The 19,076-nt window shown below is 56.6% G+C and carries 16 protein-coding genes and 1 pseudogene; 11 read left to right on the top strand and 6 right to left on the bottom strand.

Going from position 1 to position 19,076, the window contains the following annotated elements:
• Positions 1–38 precede the first annotated feature (38 nt).
• The 11 genes from nuoC (at position 39) to nuoN (ending at position 13,801) form a co-directional block, all read left to right on the top strand.
• Positions 39–1,820: an NADH-quinone oxidoreductase subunit C/D gene (gene nuoC, locus HMPREF1487_RS01900; RefSeq protein WP_010794904.1), complete on the top strand. Its 1,782-nt coding sequence runs from the start codon at positions 39–41 to the stop codon at positions 1,818–1,820.
• On the top strand, positions 1,817–2,317 hold the full coding sequence (nuoE, locus tag HMPREF1487_RS01905) for an NADH-quinone oxidoreductase subunit NuoE (RefSeq protein WP_173869050.1): 501 nt from the start codon (positions 1,817–1,819) through the stop codon (positions 2,315–2,317). The genes nuoC and nuoE overlap by 4 nt, the downstream gene beginning before the upstream one ends.
• Positions 2,314–3,663, top strand: coding sequence for an NADH-quinone oxidoreductase subunit NuoF (nuoF, locus tag HMPREF1487_RS01910; protein WP_010794906.1), 1,350 nt, complete (start codon positions 2,314–2,316; stop codon positions 3,661–3,663). The genes nuoE and nuoF overlap by 4 nt, the downstream gene beginning before the upstream one ends.
• Positions 3,664–3,814: 151 nt before the next feature.
• Entirely contained in the window at positions 3,815–6,532 is a 2,718-nt protein-coding gene (gene nuoG / locus HMPREF1487_RS01915) for an NADH-quinone oxidoreductase subunit NuoG (RefSeq protein ID WP_010794907.1), read from the top strand.
• Positions 6,529–7,524 (top strand): NADH-quinone oxidoreductase subunit NuoH, encoded by a 996-nt coding sequence (gene nuoH, locus HMPREF1487_RS01920; protein ID WP_010794908.1) that lies wholly within the window; start codon positions 6,529–6,531, stop codon positions 7,522–7,524. The genes nuoG and nuoH overlap by 4 nt, the downstream gene beginning before the upstream one ends.
• 11 nt (positions 7,525–7,535) lie before the next feature.
• A complete protein-coding gene (nuoI, locus tag HMPREF1487_RS01925; protein WP_010794909.1) occupies positions 7,536–8,084 on the top strand; it encodes an NADH-quinone oxidoreductase subunit NuoI in 549 nt (182 codons plus the stop codon).
• Positions 8,085–8,094: 10 nt separating this feature from the next.
• Positions 8,095–8,607, top strand: a complete 513-nt coding sequence (gene nuoJ / locus HMPREF1487_RS01930; RefSeq protein ID WP_010794910.1) for an NADH-quinone oxidoreductase subunit J — start codon at positions 8,095–8,097, stop codon at positions 8,605–8,607.
• Between the two features lie 19 nt (positions 8,608–8,626).
• The gene (nuoK, locus tag HMPREF1487_RS01935; RefSeq protein ID WP_010794911.1) at positions 8,627–8,935 is read left to right on the top strand and encodes an NADH-quinone oxidoreductase subunit NuoK; all 309 of its coding nucleotides are present in this window, start codon (positions 8,627–8,629) and stop codon (positions 8,933–8,935) included.
• On the top strand, positions 8,932–10,779 hold the full coding sequence (nuoL, locus tag HMPREF1487_RS01940) for an NADH-quinone oxidoreductase subunit L (RefSeq protein WP_010794912.1): 1,848 nt from the start codon (positions 8,932–8,934) through the stop codon (positions 10,777–10,779). The genes nuoK and nuoL overlap by 4 nt, the downstream gene beginning before the upstream one ends.
• Positions 10,780–10,809: 30 nt before the next feature.
• Complete coding sequence (gene nuoM / locus HMPREF1487_RS01945; RefSeq protein WP_010794913.1) at positions 10,810–12,342, top strand: NADH-quinone oxidoreductase subunit M; 1,533 nt, start codon at positions 10,810–10,812, stop codon at positions 12,340–12,342.
• A gap of 7 nt (positions 12,343–12,349) precedes the next feature.
• Positions 12,350–13,801, top strand: coding sequence for an NADH-quinone oxidoreductase subunit NuoN (gene nuoN / locus HMPREF1487_RS01950; RefSeq protein ID WP_010794914.1), 1,452 nt, complete (start codon positions 12,350–12,352; stop codon positions 13,799–13,801).
• Positions 13,802–13,854: 53 nt separating this feature from the next.
• On the opposite strand, the gene HMPREF1487_RS01955 is transcribed toward nuoN, so the two are convergent.
• From HMPREF1487_RS01955 to HMPREF1487_RS01975, 6 genes and pseudogenes are all read right to left on the bottom strand, one after another.
• Positions 13,855–14,904, bottom strand: a complete 1,050-nt coding sequence (locus HMPREF1487_RS01955; protein WP_010794915.1) for an AI-2E family transporter — start codon at positions 14,902–14,904, stop codon at positions 13,855–13,857.
• A gap of 108 nt (positions 14,905–15,012) precedes the next feature.
• Positions 15,013–15,768, bottom strand: coding sequence for a methyl-accepting chemotaxis protein (locus HMPREF1487_RS28275; RefSeq protein WP_371106368.1), 756 nt, complete (start codon positions 15,766–15,768; stop codon positions 15,013–15,015).
• Between the two features lie 102 nt (positions 15,769–15,870).
• Positions 15,871–16,686 (bottom strand): annotated as a pseudogene (locus HMPREF1487_RS28280) (cache domain-containing protein); the annotation flags it as partial.
• 90 nt (positions 16,687–16,776) lie between these two features.
• The gene (locus tag HMPREF1487_RS01965; RefSeq protein ID WP_010794917.1) at positions 16,777–18,114 is read right to left on the bottom strand and encodes a sensor histidine kinase; all 1,338 of its coding nucleotides are present in this window, start codon (positions 18,112–18,114) and stop codon (positions 16,777–16,779) included.
• Positions 18,111–18,776 carry a response regulator transcription factor gene (locus HMPREF1487_RS01970; protein WP_010794918.1) on the bottom strand — a complete coding sequence of 222 codons (666 nt, stop codon included), beginning with the start codon at positions 18,774–18,776 and terminating at the stop codon, positions 18,111–18,113. Before HMPREF1487_RS01970 ends, HMPREF1487_RS01965 begins: the two co-directional genes overlap by 4 nt.
• A complete protein-coding gene (locus HMPREF1487_RS01975) occupies positions 18,776–19,075 on the bottom strand; it encodes a PepSY domain-containing protein (RefSeq protein WP_371106363.1) in 300 nt (99 codons plus the stop codon). Before HMPREF1487_RS01975 ends, HMPREF1487_RS01970 begins: the two co-directional genes overlap by 1 nt.
• Position 19,076 lies beyond the last annotated feature (1 nt).

Raw genomic sequence — 19,076 nt, forward strand, 5'->3', positions numbered from 1 at the left:
GGCTCACACGTGACGTTGACCGATAGCGACGGATAATCATGACTGCAGACACTGTTCTGTCCGCACCCCTGCACGCTGCCCAAGATGAAGGCGTGGTGGGTGAACTCAAGGCACGCTTTAGCGCGGATGCGCTAACTGTTCAAACTACTCGTACGGGCATGCCCGTAGTGTGGGTGCCCCGTGAAAAGCTTAAAGAAGTACTGACCTACCTGCGTAACCTGCCGCGTCCGTACGTTATGCTGTACGACCTGCACGGCATGGATGAACGGCTGCGTACCCAGCGCCGCGGCCTGCCGCCGGCCGACTTCACTGTGTTCTATCAGTTGATGTCCATCGAGCGGAATAGCGATGTGATGATCAAGGTTGCGCTGTCGATGAACGACCTGACCTTGCCCACCGTGACTGATATTTGGCCGAACGCTAACTGGTACGAGCGTGAAGTCTGGGACATGTTCGGCATCCGGTTCGACGGCCATCCCCTGCTCAAGCGGATGCTGATGCCTGACAGCTGGCAAGGCCACCCGCTGCGCAAGGACTATCCAGCCCGCGCGACGGAATTCGACCCCTACGCCCTGAACGCGGCGAAGCAAGATCTGGAGCAGGAAACCCTGCGCTTCAAGCCTGAAGAATGGGGCATGAAGCAGCAGAGCGACACGTCTGACTTCATGTTCCTGAACCTGGGTCCGAACCACCCGTCCGCCCACGGTGCCTTCCGTATCATTCTTCAGCTGGACGGCGAAGAGATTGTCGACTGCGTTCCCGAGATCGGCTATCACCACCGCGCAGCCGAGAAAACTGGCGAACGTCAATCCTGGCACAGTTACATTCCTTATACCGACCGGGTTGACTACCTGGGCGGTGTCATGAACAACCTCCCCTACGTACTGGCCGTTGAAAAGCTTGCCGGAATTACAGTCCCTGCACGGGTTGAGGTGATTCGAATCATGATGTGTGAATACTTCCGCATCATGAGTCATCTCCTGTTCCTGGGTACCTATATTCAGGACGTGGGCGCCATGACACCGGTCTTCTTCGCCTTTACGGATCGTCAGCGCGCCTACAAGGTGGTAGAAGCCATTACCGGCTTCCGGATGCACCCAGCATGGTTCCGTATTGGCGGTGTGGCCCATGACCTGCCTCGAGGATGGGACAAGCTGGTCAAGGAGTTCGTTGACTGGCTACCCAAACGTCTGGATGAATACGAAAAATCAGCCATTCGGAACAGCATCCTAAAAGGTCGTACCGTAGGTGTAGCCCATTACAACACTGAAGAGGCGTTGCGCTGGGGCGTAACCGGTCCGAACTTGAGAGCCACCGGCCTGAACTTCGACATGCGCAAGGCACGGCCTTATTCGGGTTATCAGAACTTCGAATTCGAAGTCCCTATCGCGCACAACGGCGATGCCTATGATCGTTGCCTGGTCCGTATCGAAGAGATGCGTCAGAGCCTGCGCATTATCGATCAGTGTCTGAAAAACATGCCTGAAGGCCCCTTCAAGGCAGACCATCCGTTGACGACGCCGCCACCTAAAGAGCGAACGCTGCAACACATCGAGACCCTGATCACTCACTTCCTGCAAGTTTCCTGGGGACCGGTCATGCCGGCCAACGAATCCATGCAGATAATTGAGGCGACCAAAGGGTTGAACAGTTATTACCTGACGAGCGACGGCAGCACCATGAGCTACCGGACTCGCATTCGTACGCCCAGCTTCCCGCATCTGCAACAGATCCCCTCGGTGATCCGAGGCAGCATGGTGGCGGACCTGATCGCCTACCTGGGCAGTATCGATTTCGTCATGGCCGATGTGGACCGCTGATCATGAGTACACTGATTCAAACTGATCGTTTCGAGCTGAGTGAAACCGAACGCTCTGCCATCGAACATGAAATGCATCACTACGAGGATGCCCGTGCGGCATCTATCGAAGCACTGAAAATCGTTCAAACGGAACGTGGCTGGGTCCCGGATGGCGCTATCTATGCCATCGGTGAAATCCTCGGCATTCCTGCAAGCGATGTGGAAGGCGTAGCTACTTTCTATAGCCAGATTTTTCGTCAGCCCGTCGGCCGTCATATCATCCGCGTCTGCGACAGCATGGTTTGCTATATCGGTGGCCATGAATCCGTACTGGGACAGATCCAGGAGCAATTAGGTATCGGCCTGGGCCAGACAACCGCTGATGGTCGCTTTACCCTGCTCCCGACATGCTGCCTTGGCAACTGCGACAAAGCCCCCGCCCTGATGATCGATGAGGACACTTACGGCAATATCCAGCCGTCCGGTGTCGCCAAATTGCTGGAGGGTTATGTATGACGCTTACCTCCGTGGGTCCTGCGAACAAAATCGCTCGTACACCCGAAACTCATCCGCTTACCTGGCGTCTGCGTGACGATGCCGCGCCGGTCTGGCTTGAGGAATATACGTCCAAAGACGGCTATAGCGCTGCGCGCAAGGCGCTGGCTGACATGGCATCTACGGATATCGTTCAGACTGTCAAGGACTCGGGCCTCAAGGGCCGCGGTGGTGCGGGCTTCCCGACCGGCGTCAAATGGGGCCTGATGCCTGCTGATGAAAGTCTGAACATTCGTTATCTGCTGTGCAACGCTGACGAAATGGAACCTAACACCTGGAAGGACCGCCTGCTCATGGAGCAGCTGCCGCACCTCCTGGTAGAAGGCATGATCATCAGCGCACGGGCCTTGAAGGCCTACCGCGGTTATATCTTTCTTCGTGGTGAGTATGTCGATGCCGCACGCAACCTGAATCGCGCCATCGAGGAAGCCAAGGCCGCTGGCTACCTTGGCAAAAACATCTTTGGCAGTGGCTTTGACTTCGAGCTGTTTGTTCACACCGGTGCAGGCCGCTACATCTGCGGTGAAGAAACCGCCCTGATCAATTCGCTTGAAGGCCGCCGGGCCAACCCACGTTCCAAACCGCCTTTCCCTGCTGCTGTTGGCGTCTGGGGCAAGCCGACTTGCGTAAATAATGTCGAAACCCTGTGCAACGTGCCAGCCATCGTCGCCAATGGCGTCGATTGGTACAAATCATTGGCGCGCGAGGGAAGCGAAGACATGGGTACAAAACTCATGGGCTTCTCCGGCAAGGTCAAGAATCCCGGGGTGTGGGAGTTGCCGTTTGGCATACCCGCTCAAGAGCTATTCGAAGACTATGCTGGCGGTATGCGCGAAGGCTATACCCTGAAGGCCTGGCAGCCAGGTGGTGCAGGCACGGGCTTTCTGCTGCCGGAGCATCTTTCGGCACCTATGTTTGCTGGCGGTATCGCCAAAGTGGGTACCCGTATGGGGACCGGCCTCGCCATGGCGGTAGACCATACCGTTAATATGGTTTCGCTGCTGCGCAACATGGAAGAGTTCTTTGCCCGTGAGTCCTGTGGCTGGTGTACGCCCTGCCGCGACGGTCTGCCATGGAGCGTCAAGCTCTTGCGCGCGCTGGAAAAAGGCGAAGGTCAAAGCGGCGATATCGAGACGCTACTGCAGCTATGCACCTTCCTTGGCCCAGGCAAAACGTTCTGTGCTCATGCCCCTGGTGCGGTCGAGCCACTGGCCAGCTCAATCAAGTATTTCCGCAGCGAATTCGAGGCGGGCGTGAAGAAGGCTCCCAGCGAGCCCCAGCCTTCCGTTGTAGAAACAGTCATTTGATTTGTGTGCCGGCTCGCTGAGCTGGCCACTGTCGCCGCCTGAACGCATGTGTAAAGACGGCGACACCGTGATTCCAATAGCCACGCCGCGGTAAGGCTGTGGAAAGGCTCAAGCCTTTCCAGGTCCCCCGGCAAACGAAGACTGAAGAACCATGGCCACTATCCACGTAGACGGCAAAGAGTACGAAGTCGACGGTGCGGACAACCTTTTGGAGGCTTGCCTGTCCCTCGGTCTCGATATTCCCTATTTCTGCTGGCACCCGGCGCTCGGTAGCGTCGGTGCCTGCCGACAGTGTGCGGTCAAGCAGTTTGCTGATGAGAACGACACCCGTGGTCGCCTCGTCATGTCCTGCATGACGCCTTCGACGGACAAAACCTATATATCCATTGATGACCAGGAAGCCAAAGACTTCCGCAGTAGTGTCATTGAATGGCTGATGACCAACCATCCGCACGACTGCCCGGTTTGTGAGGAAGGCGGTCATTGCCACTTGCAAGACATGACCGTGATGACAGGCCATAACAAGCGCCGTTATCGCTTCACCAAGCGCACCCACCAGAACCAGGACCTGGGCCCGTTCATTTCCCATGAGATGAACCGCTGTATCGCCTGCTACCGCTGCGTGCGCTATTACAAGGATTACGCGGGCGGCACTGATCTGGGCGTTTATGGCGCCCATGACAATGTGTATTTTGGCCGCGTTGAGGAAGGCACACTGGAAAGCGAGTTTTCCGGAAACCTGACCGAAGTCTGCCCAACCGGTGTGTTTACCGACAAGACCCACTCCGAGCGCTACAACCGCAAGTGGGACATGCAGTTTGCACCAAGCATCTGTCATGGCTGCTCGTCTGGTTGCAACATCAGCCCCGGTGAGCGCTATGGCGAGCTTCGTCGTATCGAGAACCGTTACAACGGCTCGGTTAACCATTATTTCCTGTGCGACCGTGGCCGCTTCGGGTATGGCTATGTGAACCGCAAGGATCGCCCTCGCCAGGCACTGCTGCGTAACGGCTCGCTCAACGCAGGGGTAGATGCTGCACTGGATAAGGCTGCCGAGCTATTGCGTGGGCGCAGGGTAATCGGTATCGGCTCTCCCCGTGCTAGCCTGGAAAGCAACTATGCACTACGTGAACTGGTAGGTGCAGAAAACTATTACAGCGGCATGGCCAAGCATGAGCTTGAACATGTCCGCCTTGTATTGGATGTCTTGCGTAACAGCCCTTTTCCTGTACCCACCATCCGCGACATCGAGCACCATGACGCTGTGCTGGTGCTAGGCGAAGACCTGACCCAGACCGCAGCCCGTGTCGCCCTGGCAGTCCGTCAGGCAGCCAAAGGCAAGGCAACCGATATTGCAGCGGCAGCTCGTATTCCTGAGTGGCACAAGGCGGCTGTCCAGACCATCGGGCAGTCCAGCAAAAACCCCGTGTTTCTGGCCAGCCTGGCTGAGACACGTCTGGATGACATCGCTGCGCAGACTATCCACGGTGCGCCGGAAGATCTGGCTCGCTTCGGCTTTGCACTGGCCAACGCTCTCGACGCTTCCGCTCCGGCAGTAGAAGGTCTGAGCGATGAAGTAGCGCAGCAGGTCAAGTTGGTGGCCGACACCCTGCTCAATGCCAAGCGTCCGCTCATTATCTCGGGTACTTCACTGGGATCACGCGCGCTGATCGAGGCTGCTGCCAACATTGCCAAGGCACTGGCGCTGAAGGAAAAGAACGGCTCGCTGAGCCTTGTCGTTCCCGAAGCCAACAGCATGGGCCTGGCCATTTTTGGCGGCGAGTCGGTAGATGATGCGTTCGACGCGCTGACAGCGGGTAAAGCCGACGCGCTGGTCGTGCTGGAAAACGACCTGTTCCGTCGCGCCGACTCTGCACGCGTAGAAGAAGCACTCAAGGCAGCCAAAACGTTGATCGTACTGGACCATCAGCGTACAGCTACGGCAGAGCGTGCCGACCTGATCCTGCCAGCCGCAAGCTTTGCGGAAGGTGATGGCACCCTGGTAAGCCAGGAGGGCCGTGCCCAGCGTTTCTTCCAGGTGTACGAGTCTACTTATTACGATCCGAGTAGCCTGATTCGTGAAGGCTGGCGTTGGCTACATGCACTGCACAGCACCTTGCAGGGCAAGGCCGTGGACTGGACGCAGCTGGACCAGGTTACCGAGGCGTGTGCAGCAAGTCATCCGAGCCTGGCTGGCATTCGGGATGCAGCGCCCAGCGCGTCCTTCCGTATCAAGGGCCAGAAGCTTTCCCGTGAGCCTCACCGTTACAGCGGTCGTACTGCAATGCGCGCCAATATCAGCGTTCACGAGCCGCGTACGCCACAGGATATAGACTCTGCCTTCGCCTTCTCCATGGAAGGCTATTACGGCAGCGCCGAACCCCGTCAGCAGATCGCATTTGCCTGGTCTCCTGGCTGGAACTCGCCGCAAGCCTGGAACAAGTTCCAGGACGAGGTAGGCGGACATCTGCGTGCGGGCGATCCTGGTATTCGTCTGATCGAGTCTTCTGGCGATCGCCTGAGCTGGTTCAACGCCATTCCGGCAGCCTATTCCGCTCAGGCGAACCAGTGGAAAGCCGTACCGATCCATCATTTGTTCGGCAGCGAAGAGACCTCGGCTCGCTCGGAGACTTTCCAGGAGCGTATCCCCGAAGTTTACGTCGCGCTTGCAAAAGCTGATGCAGACCGTCTGGGCGTCAATCCTGGTGCCAAGGTCAGCGTTACGGTTGCTGGTCAGGCGCTGAGCCTGCCGCTGATGGTCAAACCTGGTCTGGCTGCTGGCTTGATCGGCTTGCCGGTGGGGTTTGAAGGCATCCCAGCCCGCCTGGCGGGTCTTACCATCGATCGCGTCCAGGAGGCTGCGCAATGAGTTGGTTAACCCCTTCCGTCATCGCCATTATCCTGGCCGTCGTGAAGGCCATCGTGATCCTGTTGGCCGTCGTTATCTGCGGCGCGCTGCTTAGCTGGGTCGAGCGCCGTCTGCTTGGCCTCTGGCAGGATCGTCACGGGCCAAACCGTGTCGGTCCTTTCGGTGCCTTCCAGCTGGGCGCCGACATGATCAAGATGTTCTTCAAGGAAGACTGGACGCCACCGTTCGCGGACAAGATGACGTTCATGCTGGCACCCGTCATTGCGATGAGCGCCTTGCTGATCGCGTTTGCCGTGGTACCGATCACACCTACCTGGGGTGTGGCGGACCTGAACATTGGTCTTCTGTTCTTCTTTGCGATGGCTGGCCTTGCAGTCTATGCAGTGCTGTTCGCAGGCTGGTCTAGCAACAATAAGTTCGCCTTGCTGGGTAGCATGCGCGCTTCAGCCCAAACCGTCTCCTACGAGGTGTTCATGGGGCTTTCGCTCATGGGCGTCGTCGCGGTGACCGGCTCTTTCAACATGCGAGATATTGTTGAAGCGCAGCATCAGGGCTTGTGGTTCATCATCCCTCAGTTTTTCGGCTTTTGTACCTTCCTGATCGCAGGCGTTGCGGTGACACACCGCCACCCCTTTGACCAGCCGGAGGCAGAGCAGGAGCTGGCAGATGGTTACCACGTTGAATATGCCGGCATGAAGTGGGGCATGTTCTTCGTAGGCGAATACATTGGCATCGTGCTGGTGTCTGCCCTGCTCGTCACGCTGTTCTTTGGTGGCTGGCATGGTCCGCTGTTGCCACCCTTCATCTGGTTCGCCCTGAAGACTGCGTTCTTTATCATGCTGTTCATTTTGCTGCGTGCGTCTATCCCACGTCCGCGCTATGACCAGGTGATGGCGTTCAGCTGGAAGGTGTGTCTGCCGCTGACCCTGATCAATCTGCTCGTTACCGGTGCGGTGGTTTTGTATAACGCCACCCCGGCCGTGGTTCACTGAGGAGAGCCGCCATGTTCAAAGAAATAGTCAATGTCGTGCATGGCACATGGACTCAGCTACGAAGCGTGCTGATGATCTTTTCCCATGCCTTTAGAAAGCGCGACACCCTGCAATACCCCGAGGAGCCGGTTTATCTGCCGCCTCGTTATCGAGGCCGGATTGTCCTGACCCGTGATCCCGATGGGCAGGAGCGCTGCGTGGCGTGCAACCTGTGTGCGGTAGCGTGCCCGGTAGGCTGTATTTCCCTGCAGAAAACCGAAGCAGAAGACGGTCGCTGGTATCCGGAGTTCTTCCGTATCAACTTCTCCCGCTGCATTTTCTGCGGCATGTGTGAAGAGGCTTGTCCTACCACCGCTATCCAGCTGACACCGGACTTTGAGATGTGCGAGTACGAGCGTCAGAACCTGGTGTACGAGAAGGAGCATCTGCTCATCTCCGGACCCGGCAAGTACCCGGACTACAACTTCTATCGCGTCGCCGGTATGTCCATTGCGGGCAAACCCAAGGGTGCTGCGAAGAACGAGGCCGAGCCAATCAACGTCAAGAGCCTGCTGCCGTAAGGACGGAAAGATGGAATTTGCTTTCTATTTCGCTGCCGGTGTCGCCGTACTGGCCACGTTCAGGGTGATTACCAACCGTAATCCGGTACATGCCCTGCTCTACCTCATCATCTCGCTGCTAGCGGTCTCGATGACCTTCTTCAGCCTTGGCGCTCCATTCGCCGGTGCGCTTGAGGTCATCGTATACGCTGGCGCCATCATGGTGCTGTTCGTATTTGTCGTGATGATGCTCAACCTCGGCCCTGCCGTGGTTGAGCAGGAACGCAAGTGGTTAACGCCTGGCATCTGGGTTGGCCCTTCGATTCTTTCCATCGCGTTGCTGGTCGAGTTGCTGCTGGTGCTGGGCAGAATGCCCGGCGGTGCAAGCATCGGTCATACCACGGTTGATGCAAAAGCGGTTGGTATCAGCCTGTTCGGCCCCTATCTGCTAGCGGTCGAACTGGCGTCGATGCTGCTCCTGGCTGCGCTGGTTGCGGCCTACCACCTGGGCCGGCAACAAGACGTCAAAGGCGTCGGCGAGTAACTCGTTAAGGAATGGACCTATGAATGCGATACCTCTGGAACATGGTCTGGCACTTGCCGGCGCGTTGTTCGCCCTGGGTCTGGTTGGCCTGATGGTACGGCGCAACATCCTGTTCATATTGATGAGTCTGGAAATCATGATGAATGCTTCCGCCCTGGCTTTTGTGGTCGGTGGCAGCCGTTGGGGGCAACCGGATGGTCAGGTGATGTTCATTCTGGTACTGAGCCTTGCTGCTGCCGAGGCGAGTATTGGCCTGGCGATCCTGCTGCAACTGTATCGCCGTTTCCAAACCCTCGATGTCGATGCTGCCAGCGAGATGCGCGGATGAACCTGTTACCTCTTACCTTCGTCTTTCCCCTTATCGGGTTTGTGCTGCTGGCGTTTTCCCGTAGCCGCTGGTCCGAAAACCTATCTGCCCTGATTGGAGTAGGCTCGATCGGGCTATCTGCGCTTACAGCCGCCTGGGTTAGCTGGCAGTTCCTGTCCAGCCCGCCGCCTTCCGGCGCTGTCACCCAGGTGCTGTGGAACTGGATGACCGTTGATGGCTTTGCACCCAATATCGCGTTGTACCTGGATGGTCTCTCGGTAACCATGCTGTGTGTGGTCACCGGTGTAGGCTTTCTGATTCACCTGTTTGCCTCCTGGTACATGCGCAGTGAAGCAGGCTATGCACGCTTTTTTGCCTATACCAACCTGTTCGTGGCAAGCATGTTGTTCCTGGTACTGGGCGATAACCTGCTCTTCCTCTACTTTGGTTGGGAAGGTGTAGGCCTGTGCAGTTACCTACTGATCGGGTTCTACTACAGCGAACGTGCCAACGGTAACGCCGCACTCAAGGCCTTTATCGTAACCCGCGTGGGCGACGTGTTCATGGCCTTCGGTCTGTTTATCCTGTTCATGACACTGGGCACGCTGGATATCCAGGAACTGCTGACTCGTGCGCCAGATGTGTTCACGATGAACGATCCGCTGCTGATGCTGGCTACGCTGATGCTGCTGGGTGGTGCGGTAGGTAAATCTGCCCAGCTGCCTTTGCAAACCTGGCTGGCCGATGCGATGGCAGGCCCGACCCCAGTATCGGCGCTGATCCACGCAGCGACCATGGTGACTGCCGGCGTATACCTGATCGCCCGTTGTCATGGATTGTTCGAGCTGACGCCTTCGATTTTGCATCTAGTGGGTATCGTGGGTGCGGTTACGCTGGTTCTGGCAGGCTTTGCAGCACTGGTACAGACCGACATCAAGCGTATCCTTGCTTACTCCACCATGAGTCAGATCGGCTACATGTTCCTAGCCCTGGGTGTAGGCGCCTGGAGCGGTGCGATCTTCCACCTGATGACCCATGCGTTCTTCAAGGCGCTTCTGTTCCTTGCATCCGGCTCGGTCATCCTGGCCTGCCATCACGAGCAGAATATCTTCAAGATGGGCGGTCTTTGGAAAAAGATTCCGCTGGCCTATGCAAGCTTCCTGGTTGGTGGTTCAGCGCTGGCAGCGCTACCGCTGATTACGGCTGGCTTCTACTCAAAAGACGAGATCCTCTGGGAAGCCTTTGCCAGCGGTCATCAGAATCTGCTGATTGCAGGCCTAGTAGGTGCCTTCCTGACCTCGATCTACACCTTCCGCCTGATCTTTATCGTGTTCCACGGTGAAGCCAAGACTGAGGCCCATGGTGGTCATGGGATCGCACATCACTTGCCACTAATCGTACTGATCGTATTGTCCACCTTTATCGGCGCCTGGATCACACCACCGCTGGCGGGTGTACTGCCTCAGTCGGCTGGCCATGCAGGTGGCGAAGCCAAGCACAGTCTGGAAATTGCCTCAGGCGCCATTGCATTGGCCGGCATCCTGTTGGCGGCCCTGCTCTTCCTGGGCAAGCGTCGCTTTGTCAGTGCACTTGCCAAGAGTGCTCCGGGTCGATTCTTTGGTACCTGGTGGTATCACGCCTGGGGCTTCGACTGGCTCTACAACTGGATCTTCGTGAAGCCTTACCTGGCGATTACCCGACTGCTGCGTAGCGATCCGATCGACAAGGCGATCCTGATTGTCCCGATCCTCGCGCGTGCCGGTAACCTCACGCTGAGCCTTACAGAGAACGGCCGCCTGCGTTGGTATGCTGCCTCCATCGTGGGTGGTGCAGTGCTGCTTCTGGCCGCACTGCTTCTGGCCTGACTTGAATCTACGAAAGGAATTGAGCCCGTCATGATTCTGCCTTGGCTAATCCTGATCCCCTTCATAGGCGGTCTGCTGTGCTGGCTGGGAGATCGCTCCGGCAATCTTCTGCCACGCTGGATTGCTTTATTAACCATGCTGCTGGAGCTGGTGCTTGGCCTGTGGGTCTGGTGGCACGGTGACTTCAGCCTGGCCCCCGCTCCGGGTAGCGAGCAGAACTGGACCGTCGAATTTCAGTATCCCTGGATTGAGCGCTTCGGTATCAGTCTGCACTTTGCCATGGACGGCTTGTCGCTGCTTATGGTGTTGCTGACAGGTCTGTTGGGTCTTTTGGCTGTTGTCTGCTCCTGGCGCGAGATCCAGAAGCATGTTGGCTTCTTCCACCTGAACCTGCTATGGATTCTAGGTGGTGTGGTTGGTGTGTTCCTGGCTGTCGACCTGTTCCTGTTCTTCTTCTTCTGGGAGATGATGCTGGTGCCGATGTATTTCCTCATCGCACTCTGGGGTCATAGCTCCGCCGACGGCAAGAAGAGCCGAATTACCGCTGCTACCAAGTTCTTCATTTTCACCCAGGCCAGCGGCTTGATTATGCTGGTGGCCATCGTGGCCCTAGTGCTGGTGCACTACAGCGCAACTGGTGTGCTGACCTTTGAATATGAAGACCTGCTGAAAACGCAGATGGATCCAACGACTGAATACCTGCTGATGCTGGGCTTCTTCATTGCCTTTGCCGTGAAGCTGCCTGCCGTGCCGGTTCACTCCTGGCTTCCCGATGCACACGCACAGGCACCAACAGCCGGTTCCGTAGACCTTGCCGGTATTCTGTTGAAAACAGCCGCTTACGGTCTTCTACGCTTTGCCGTACCGCTGTTTCCCAATGCCTCGGCCGAGTTTGCGCCCATTGCCATGTGGCTCGGGATCATCGGAATCTTCTACGGTGCGTTCCTGTCCTTCGCACAGACTGACATCAAGCGTCTTGTGGCCTACTCCAGCGTTTCGCACATGGGCTTCGTCTTAATCGGTATCTACTCCGGCAGCCAGCATGCACTGCAGGGTGTCGTGGTACAGATGATCGCCCATGGTCTTTCGGCAGCAGGCTTGTTCATCCTGTGCGGTCAGCTCTATGAGCGCCTGCATACACGCGACATGCGTGAGATGGGTGGACTCTGGGGTCGCCTCCCCTACCTGCCGGCCCTCAGCCTGTTCTTCGCTTCGGCGTCTCTGGGCCTGCCGGGTACCGGTAACTTCGTAGGCGAGTTCCTGATTCTGATGGGTGCGTTCCCGATGGTGCCGCTGACCGTTGTGATAGCTACATTCGGTCTGGTTGCGGCTTCGGTGTACTCATTGATCATGATCCACCGTGCGTACTTCGGTCCTGCGAAGTCTGAAGGGGAATTGCCGGGGCTCAATGCACGCGAGCTGTCCATGGTACTGCTTCTGGTCGGTCTGCTGATCCTCCTGGGTGTTTATCCGCAGCCCATTCTGGATACGTCGGCAGCCAGCATGAGTGGTGTACACCAGTGGCTGGGTACAGCTTTCTCTTCCATTGTTTCTGCCCGGTAGTAGCGCCATGACCTTTACAACGGAACATCTCATCGCACTTCTGCCGCTCCTCATCACCGGTCTGACCGCCGTTGTGGTGATGCTGGCGATAGCCTGGCGGCGCAACCACACCGTGATTCCGACACTGTCGGTAATCGGTTTGAACCTGGCCCTGCTGTCCATTGTGTACTCGATGCGGGTCGTCGATATCGACGTCACCAGCCTCATGCGCATGGATGGCTACACCTACTTCTATACCGCACTGATCCTGATTACCACATTGGCATGCATGACGCTGTCGCATGCTTACATGGAGGGATACTCCAGCAATCGTGAAGAGCTTTACCTACTGCTTTTACTGTCCTGTACGGGCGGTATCGTGTTGGTAAGCTCACAGCACCTGGCTTCGCTGTTCATTGGCCTTGAGCTGCTGTCCGTACCGGTGTATGGCCTGGTGGCCTATTCCTACTTCAATCGCCGCTCCCTTGAGGCTGGCATGAAGTATCTGGTGCTATCTGCTGCCGGCTCGGCCATTCTGCTGTTTGGCATGGCCCTGCTGTATGCACAGTCCGGCACCCTGAGTTTTAGCGGAATCGGTGCGCAGCTGACTCAGCAAGCCTCGGCCGGCCTGCTGCTGGAACTCGGTATCGGCATGATGATCGTAGGTCTGGGCTTCAAACTGTCGCTGGTACCCTTCCATTTGTGGACGCCAGATGTCTATGAAGGCGCACCGGCACCGGTGGGCGCTTACCTGGCTACTGCGAGCAAGGTTGCCGTTTTCGCTGTCGTGGTTCGTCTGTTCCAGACCATGCCGGCTGCGTTGAACGATACATGGCTGCACAACCTGATCGCTTTCATCGCCATCATCTCCATTCTGGTCGGCAACCTTTTGGCCTTGATGCAGAGCAACCTCAAGCGTCTGCTGGGCTACTCTTCCATCTCACACTTTGGATACCTGCTCGTAGCCCTCGCTGCCAGCAATGGTATTGCGGTAGAGGCTATTGGGGTGTACTTGGCGACTTATGTCGTTACCAGCCTGGGAGCCTTTGGCGTGATCGTGCTTATGTCCAGCCCAAGCAATGGCACACGTGATGCCGATGCGCTGTTTGAGTACCGCGGACTGTTCTGGAGACGCCCGTATCTGACCGCCGTTCTAACAGTGATGATGCTGTCGCTTGCAGGTATTCCGCTGACGGCGGGCTTTATCGGCAAGTTCTACATTATTACGGTAGGTGTCGAGTCCCATCTGTGGTGGCAGACCGCGGCGGTCGTTATTGGTAGCGCCATCGGCCTGTTCTATTACCTGCGTGTCATGGTAACGATGTATCTGGTACAACCAGGTCTGAGCCGTCACGATGCACCCATGAACTGGGGTGAGCGTGCCGGCGGTATCATGCTTATCGCCATTGCAGCCCTGACGCTGCTGTTGGGTGTTTACCCGCAGCCCTTGTTGCAAGTGCTTCAACATACAGGCCTGTAAGGGTCTCTCATAAAAAAGCCCCAGTGATGGGGCTTTTTTATTGCCTGAACTTTTTATTCCTCTTCACGGTGCATGAAGAGGTCCCATACCGACATGAAGAGCGCCGCCACCAATGGGCCAATGACGAACCCGTTGAGACCAAACAGTGCCATTCCGCCTAGTGTGGAAATCAGTACCACGTAGTCGGGTAGCTTGGTGTCCTTGCCTACCAAGATAGGACGCAGAATGTTATCTACCAGGCCGATGACGATAACGCCGAACAGAATCAATACAACCCCTTGCCATATCGAGCCTGTCAGCAGGAAGTAAACCGCAACCGGCCCCCAGATCAGCCCAGCGCCTACTGCCGGCAACAACGACAGGAACGCCATTATTACGCCCCAGAGAACAGCAGCCTCAACACCGAGTACTCCCAAGATAAATCCACCCAACGCACCCTGAACAACGGCCACGATAATGTTGCCTTTGACAGTGGCCCGGATAACGGCCGTGAACTTGCGTAGCAGGCTGCGCTTGTGAATCTCGCTCAAGGGAATGGCTTTGCGGATCAGCCCTACGAGGTATTGCCCGTCTCGAAGCAGGAAAAACAGCAGGTACAGCATGATGCCAAAGCTGATGACTAACTGAAACGTCCCCTGTCCTACCAACAAGGCCCTGCTTGCCAATGCCTGACTACCTTGGGCAACGCTTTGCGTCAGGCGCTCGCGAATACTTTCTGGGTCAGTGATATCGAATCGGTGCAGTACACTTTTGATACCGTTCGGTAGTGCCTGCCACATGTGCTGAAAATATTCGCCGAAATTCAGCTGGCCGCTGTTGATTCGCTGATACAGCGCACTGCCTTCCTGAACAAGAGAAATACTAATCGCTGTGACCGGCAGAATCACGATGAGTAAACAAACACCCAAGCTGCTCAGCGCGGCAAGGTTTTTACGATTGTTGTAGCGCCTGAGAAACCAGCGCTGCATAGGGGCGAAAATAATCGCCAGGATCGCTCCCCAAAATACCGCGCCGTAATAGGGCAACAGAATCCAGGCAAATGCGATCGAGACAATAATCAGAAGAAAGATAAATGTTCTATTTTCAAGTCGCGTGCTTTTCATCAGGGTTCCAAAGTCCATTCAAGAGCAACGAGCGTCGCTTTTGGTTAGAACACTGGATACCACGCACTTGTTCCTGAGGGCTCAGCCAGAGCCCTCAGGAATGTCGATTTAAACGCGGAACTGCTTGACTAGGCCGTGGAGGCGATCCCCTAGCGAGACTAGCCCCTGGGTAGTGGTCGCACTCTGCTCAGCCCCTGCCGTCATGGTTTCAACCGCGCCAGCAATCTCGTGGACGCTACGGTTGATTTCCTCGGAGACCGCCGTCTGCTCTTCGGCTGCACTGGCTATCTGGGCGTTCATGGCATTAATCGTACCGATCAGCTGGCTGATGGTATCGAGCGAGGCGCCTGCCTGACTGGCCTGGACAGTCGTACTTTCACCTGCCGCACCAGAGCGACGCATCGACTCAACCGCCTTTTGCGTACCCTGTTGCAGGCGATCGATCATTCCCTGGATCTCCTGGGTACTCTGCTGAGTACGGCTTGCCAGGGCACGAACTTCGTCGGCCACGACCGCAAAACCACGACCCGCCTCACCAGCCCGAGCCGCCTCGATAGCAGCGTTCAAGGCCAGCAGGTTGGTTTGCTCGGCAATGGAACGGATAACATCCAGTACGCTGACAATAGACTGTACGTCCTGCTGCAGACTGTCGAGCGACGTGCCGCTGTCACGCACTTCATCGACCAGAGAATGGATGCCTGCCACACTACCCTCAACCACACGCTTGGCTACACGCCCTTGCTCATCGGTCTCACGGGCAGCTTCTGCCGCTTGCTGGGCACTTTGCGCTACTTCATGAGCCGCTGCGGACATCTCGTTGATAGCCGTGGCAACCTGATCGGTTTCGCTACGCTGGCGCTGCATGGCCTGCTCGGTACGACGAGCCTGGGCAGCCACCTCATCCAGCAAACCGGTGAGCTGCTGAGTGATGTCGATTACCTGCTGTACGGTTCCATGAATCTTGCCAACGAATCGATTGAACGAGCCAGCAAGCCGGCCCAACTCGTCGTTACTCTGCACCGGCAGTCGACGTGTCAGATCGCCTTCGCCATCAGCAATGTCATCAAGGTTTGCACGCATGAGCTCAAGCGGACGCAACACTCGCATGGCAAATAGATGAGCCGCAATGGCGATGATGACCAGCACTACCAGCGAGACGCCGATGATAGATAACAGCTGCGTCAGGGTCTGCGCACGTACATCGGCCTCGATCTTGCCCAGCCGCTCCTCAACGCCATCCAGGTTGATGGCAGAGCCCAGGACCAGGTCCCACTTGGGCAGGTACTCGGTATAGCTCAACTTGGGAACCAAGGTAGTTTTGCCAGGCAATGTAGAGGAATAGCGGACATAATGAGTGCCATCCTTACCTGCCCGGACCAGTTCCTGGTTCAGGTAAACGCCGTTCGGATCCTTGTTATCACGAAAGCTCTTGCCTATGCCTTCAGCGTCGTTTCCCTTGAAAAGGCGGATGACATTTGAGTCATAGCCAAACATATAGCCATCTTTGCCATAGGTGATGCCAGATAAAATCCTGATTGCCTCGGCGCGGGCCGCCTGATCACCGTCGGCTGAAGCATCGTAGAGCGGCTTGACCGCTGTCAGGGCAACCTGCACGTAATTCTTCAGGGTTACGTTGCTTTGCTCCATCAAGCGATCACGCGTTGTCTGTATATCGCGCTCGGCTTTATTGCTCAGCATCACATAGGAAATACCGCTGATGATAAGGGTAGTAATCACAACAGGTAGGAGCGCCAGCAGGAGCACCTTGGCTTTTAAACTCATCACTGAGACCTCTTAGGTTGTTATCTAAGTAGGTTTTCGGCCAAGCGAAACGAAAATGAAGGTCGATCGATAGGCTCTATCCGTATGGTCTCAATCACCGGGAGCGGATCGGGAGGCTCGGAGCGGCAGCCGGACCAAAACTTTCAGCCCGCCCAGGGAACTGCTTTCCAGGCTGAGCGTACCTGCGCAACTGTCCACAATGTCACGCGCAATACCAAGGCCCAAGCCATGTCCCCTGACTCGCTCATCCAGACGCGCACCTCGCTCGAGAATATCCTGCCTGGATTCAGGCGCGATACCTGGCCCATCATCATCAATACTGATCTCATAACAGGCATCTTTCTTCAGTACCGTCAGCTCTACCTGGCTGCTCGCCCATTTACAGGCGTTATCCAACAGCGTACCCAGCAATTCAAGCAGGTCTTCGCGATCCCAGGGCAGTTTCAAACCGGAAGGCACATGACAGGAGATCGTCAGGTCGTTGTCATGGATCTGCTTGAGCATGGCGCAGAGCGAAGGCAATTCAGCCTCGCAGTCCAGATAGACGCCGGGAAGCTGGTCACCGGCCAGTCGAGCACGGCGCAGCTCCCGCTCAAGACGCTGCTGGATCTGCTCAAGCTGATCGCGCAGGATGCTCTGCAGTTCAGGATGCGCACTCAGTTCTTGCCGCTCCGCAAGGCTTACCAGCACGGCCAGAGGCGTTTTTAGCGCATGCCCCAGATTACCGATGCCATGGCGGGCACGCTTGAGATTATCCTCGGTATGACGCAGCAGATGATTGATCTGCTCCACCAGCAGCTCAAGCTCTTGGGGAACCTGCGTATCCAGCTGGCTGCGCTGCCCCTGTTGCAGTTGAGCCACTTGTTGCCGGACCCGTTCAAGTGGCTTTAAGGCGCGCCTTACCGTAATCCGTTGTAGAAAAAGGATTACGATTAACGCAACCAGCCCAATACCGGCACCTATACGTAGCATTCGACTGAAACTGGTCAGGAGCGGGTTGTAATCCTGTGCAACGACAATGCTGAGCTTTTGCCCCAACCGCTGATAATCCGCGCGATAGACCAGGAGGCGCTGATCTCCGGGGCCATTGACGAGATGTCCGGTCAGCCCTACGTGCGTAGGTCTCTCAAGCACATGATCCCATAGCGACCGGGAGCGCCAGCGAGGTTCTCCTATGTCGATCTCGAAATAACGCCCGGAAAATGGCCGTTGATAGGCGGGATTAAGGCGCTGCTCATCCAGCTGCAGCCCGTTTGGCCCCCGCGCAATAGCCACCAGGAGGTTTTCGCTCTCTGTCTGAAGTCCGCTTCCCAGATAATCCCGTAGCGCCGTATCAACCAGCCAGCGTGCGCCCAGTATCAATAAAAGTCCGGATATCAGCAGAGCGGAGGCCAAGCCAATGCCCAATCGCTGCTGAATGGACTTCATGCAGATTTCCCGAAGCGGTAGCCCTGTCCTCGCCGTGTCTCGATAATATCGCGCCCCAATTTACGCCTGAGATGGTTCACGTGCACCTCGATGACATTGGAGTCACGCTCGCTTTCACCGTCGTAGAGATGTTCACCCAAATGACTTTTGGACAGGATCTGCCCTGCATGCAGCATGAAATACCGCAGCAGCCTGAACTCTGCGGCGGTCAGCTCGATGCTTTCATCCCCGCGATTAACACATTGCCGTGACTCATCCAGACTCAGACCGGAAGCCTGCAATGTCGGCTGATTCACCAGCCCGCGGGCACGCCGCAATAATCCTTGAATCCGCAAGGAAAGCTCTTCAGGGTGGAACGGCTTGGTCAGGTAATCATCGGCGCCAGCCTTGAGCCCATCGATACGCTCGGCCCAACCACTGCGCGCCGTCAGAATCAGTACCGGCGTAGAAAGTCCCTGCGTGCGCCACTCCCTGAGCACATCCAGCCCAGAACGCCCCGGCAGTCCCAGATCAAGTACGATAAGGTCATAAGGTTCGACTGCCCCCTGGTATGCCGCATCACGGCCATCAGCCAGCCAGTCTACGGCATAGCCTTGTCGTGTCAGGCTGGCCATTAACTCATCCGCCAGGGGAACACTGTCCTCTACCAACAACAGACGCATCAGTCGTCTACCTCGTCCTTCAAAATCGTACCGTCAGTGGCGCTGATTTCCAGCTCGCGCACAACGCCCTTGTCTACCAGAAACTCGATCTCATAGACATAAACACCATCTTCCTCCTCAAGCTCCGCCTCCAGCAATGTTGCCTTTGGATAGCGCGCATAAGCCTGGTTGATAAGCTGCTCAAGAGGGCGAATTCTTCCTTCCTGACGAAGCCGCAACGCCTCATCCTGGTCAAGGTCGCGAGCGCTTGAAAGCCCGCTGGCTGACAGCAATGTCAATACCAGCAGGCCTTTCATCATG

It is taken from the genome of Pseudomonas sp. HPB0071 (assembly GCF_000478505.2).
GTDB lineage: Bacteria > Pseudomonadota > Gammaproteobacteria > Pseudomonadales > Pseudomonadaceae > Chryseomonas > Chryseomonas luteola.

Bases quoted from the DNA above. Each gene is read 5' to 3' on its own strand.
- nuoM (WP_010794913.1), top strand. From the start codon at position 10,810: ATGATTCTGCCTTGGCTAATCCTGATCCCCTTCATAGGCGGTCTGCTG.
- nuoN (WP_010794914.1), top strand. From the start codon at position 12,350: ATGACCTTTACAACGGAACATCTCATCGCACTTCTGCCGCTCCTCATC.
- HMPREF1487_RS01975 (WP_371106363.1), bottom strand. From the start codon at position 19,075: ATGATGAAAGGCCTGCTGGTATTGACATTGCTGTCAGCCAGCGGGCTT.
- nuoG (WP_010794907.1), top strand. From the start codon at position 3,815: ATGGCCACTATCCACGTAGACGGCAAAGAGTACGAAGTCGACGGTGCG.
- nuoF (WP_010794906.1), top strand. From the start codon at position 2,314: ATGACGCTTACCTCCGTGGGTCCTGCGAACAAAATCGCTCGTACACCC.
- nuoK (WP_010794911.1), top strand. From the start codon at position 8,627: ATGAATGCGATACCTCTGGAACATGGTCTGGCACTTGCCGGCGCGTTG.
- nuoC (WP_010794904.1), top strand. From the start codon at position 39: ATGACTGCAGACACTGTTCTGTCCGCACCCCTGCACGCTGCCCAAGAT.
- nuoJ (WP_010794910.1), top strand. From the start codon at position 8,095: ATGGAATTTGCTTTCTATTTCGCTGCCGGTGTCGCCGTACTGGCCACG.
- nuoL (WP_010794912.1), top strand. From the start codon at position 8,932: ATGAACCTGTTACCTCTTACCTTCGTCTTTCCCCTTATCGGGTTTGTG.
- HMPREF1487_RS01970 (WP_010794918.1), bottom strand. From the start codon at position 18,776: ATGCGTCTGTTGTTGGTAGAGGACAGTGTTCCCCTGGCGGATGAGTTA.
- nuoH (WP_010794908.1), top strand. From the start codon at position 6,529: ATGAGTTGGTTAACCCCTTCCGTCATCGCCATTATCCTGGCCGTCGTG.
- HMPREF1487_RS01955 (WP_010794915.1), bottom strand. From the start codon at position 14,904: ATGAAAAGCACGCGACTTGAAAATAGAACATTTATCTTTCTTCTGATT.
- HMPREF1487_RS28275 (WP_371106368.1), bottom strand. From the start codon at position 15,768: ATGCAGCGCCAGCGTAGCGAAACCGATCAGGTTGCCACGGCTATCAAC.
- nuoI (WP_010794909.1), top strand. From the start codon at position 7,536: ATGTTCAAAGAAATAGTCAATGTCGTGCATGGCACATGGACTCAGCTA.
- HMPREF1487_RS01965 (WP_010794917.1), bottom strand. From the start codon at position 18,114: ATGAAGTCCATTCAGCAGCGATTGGGCATTGGCTTGGCCTCCGCTCTG.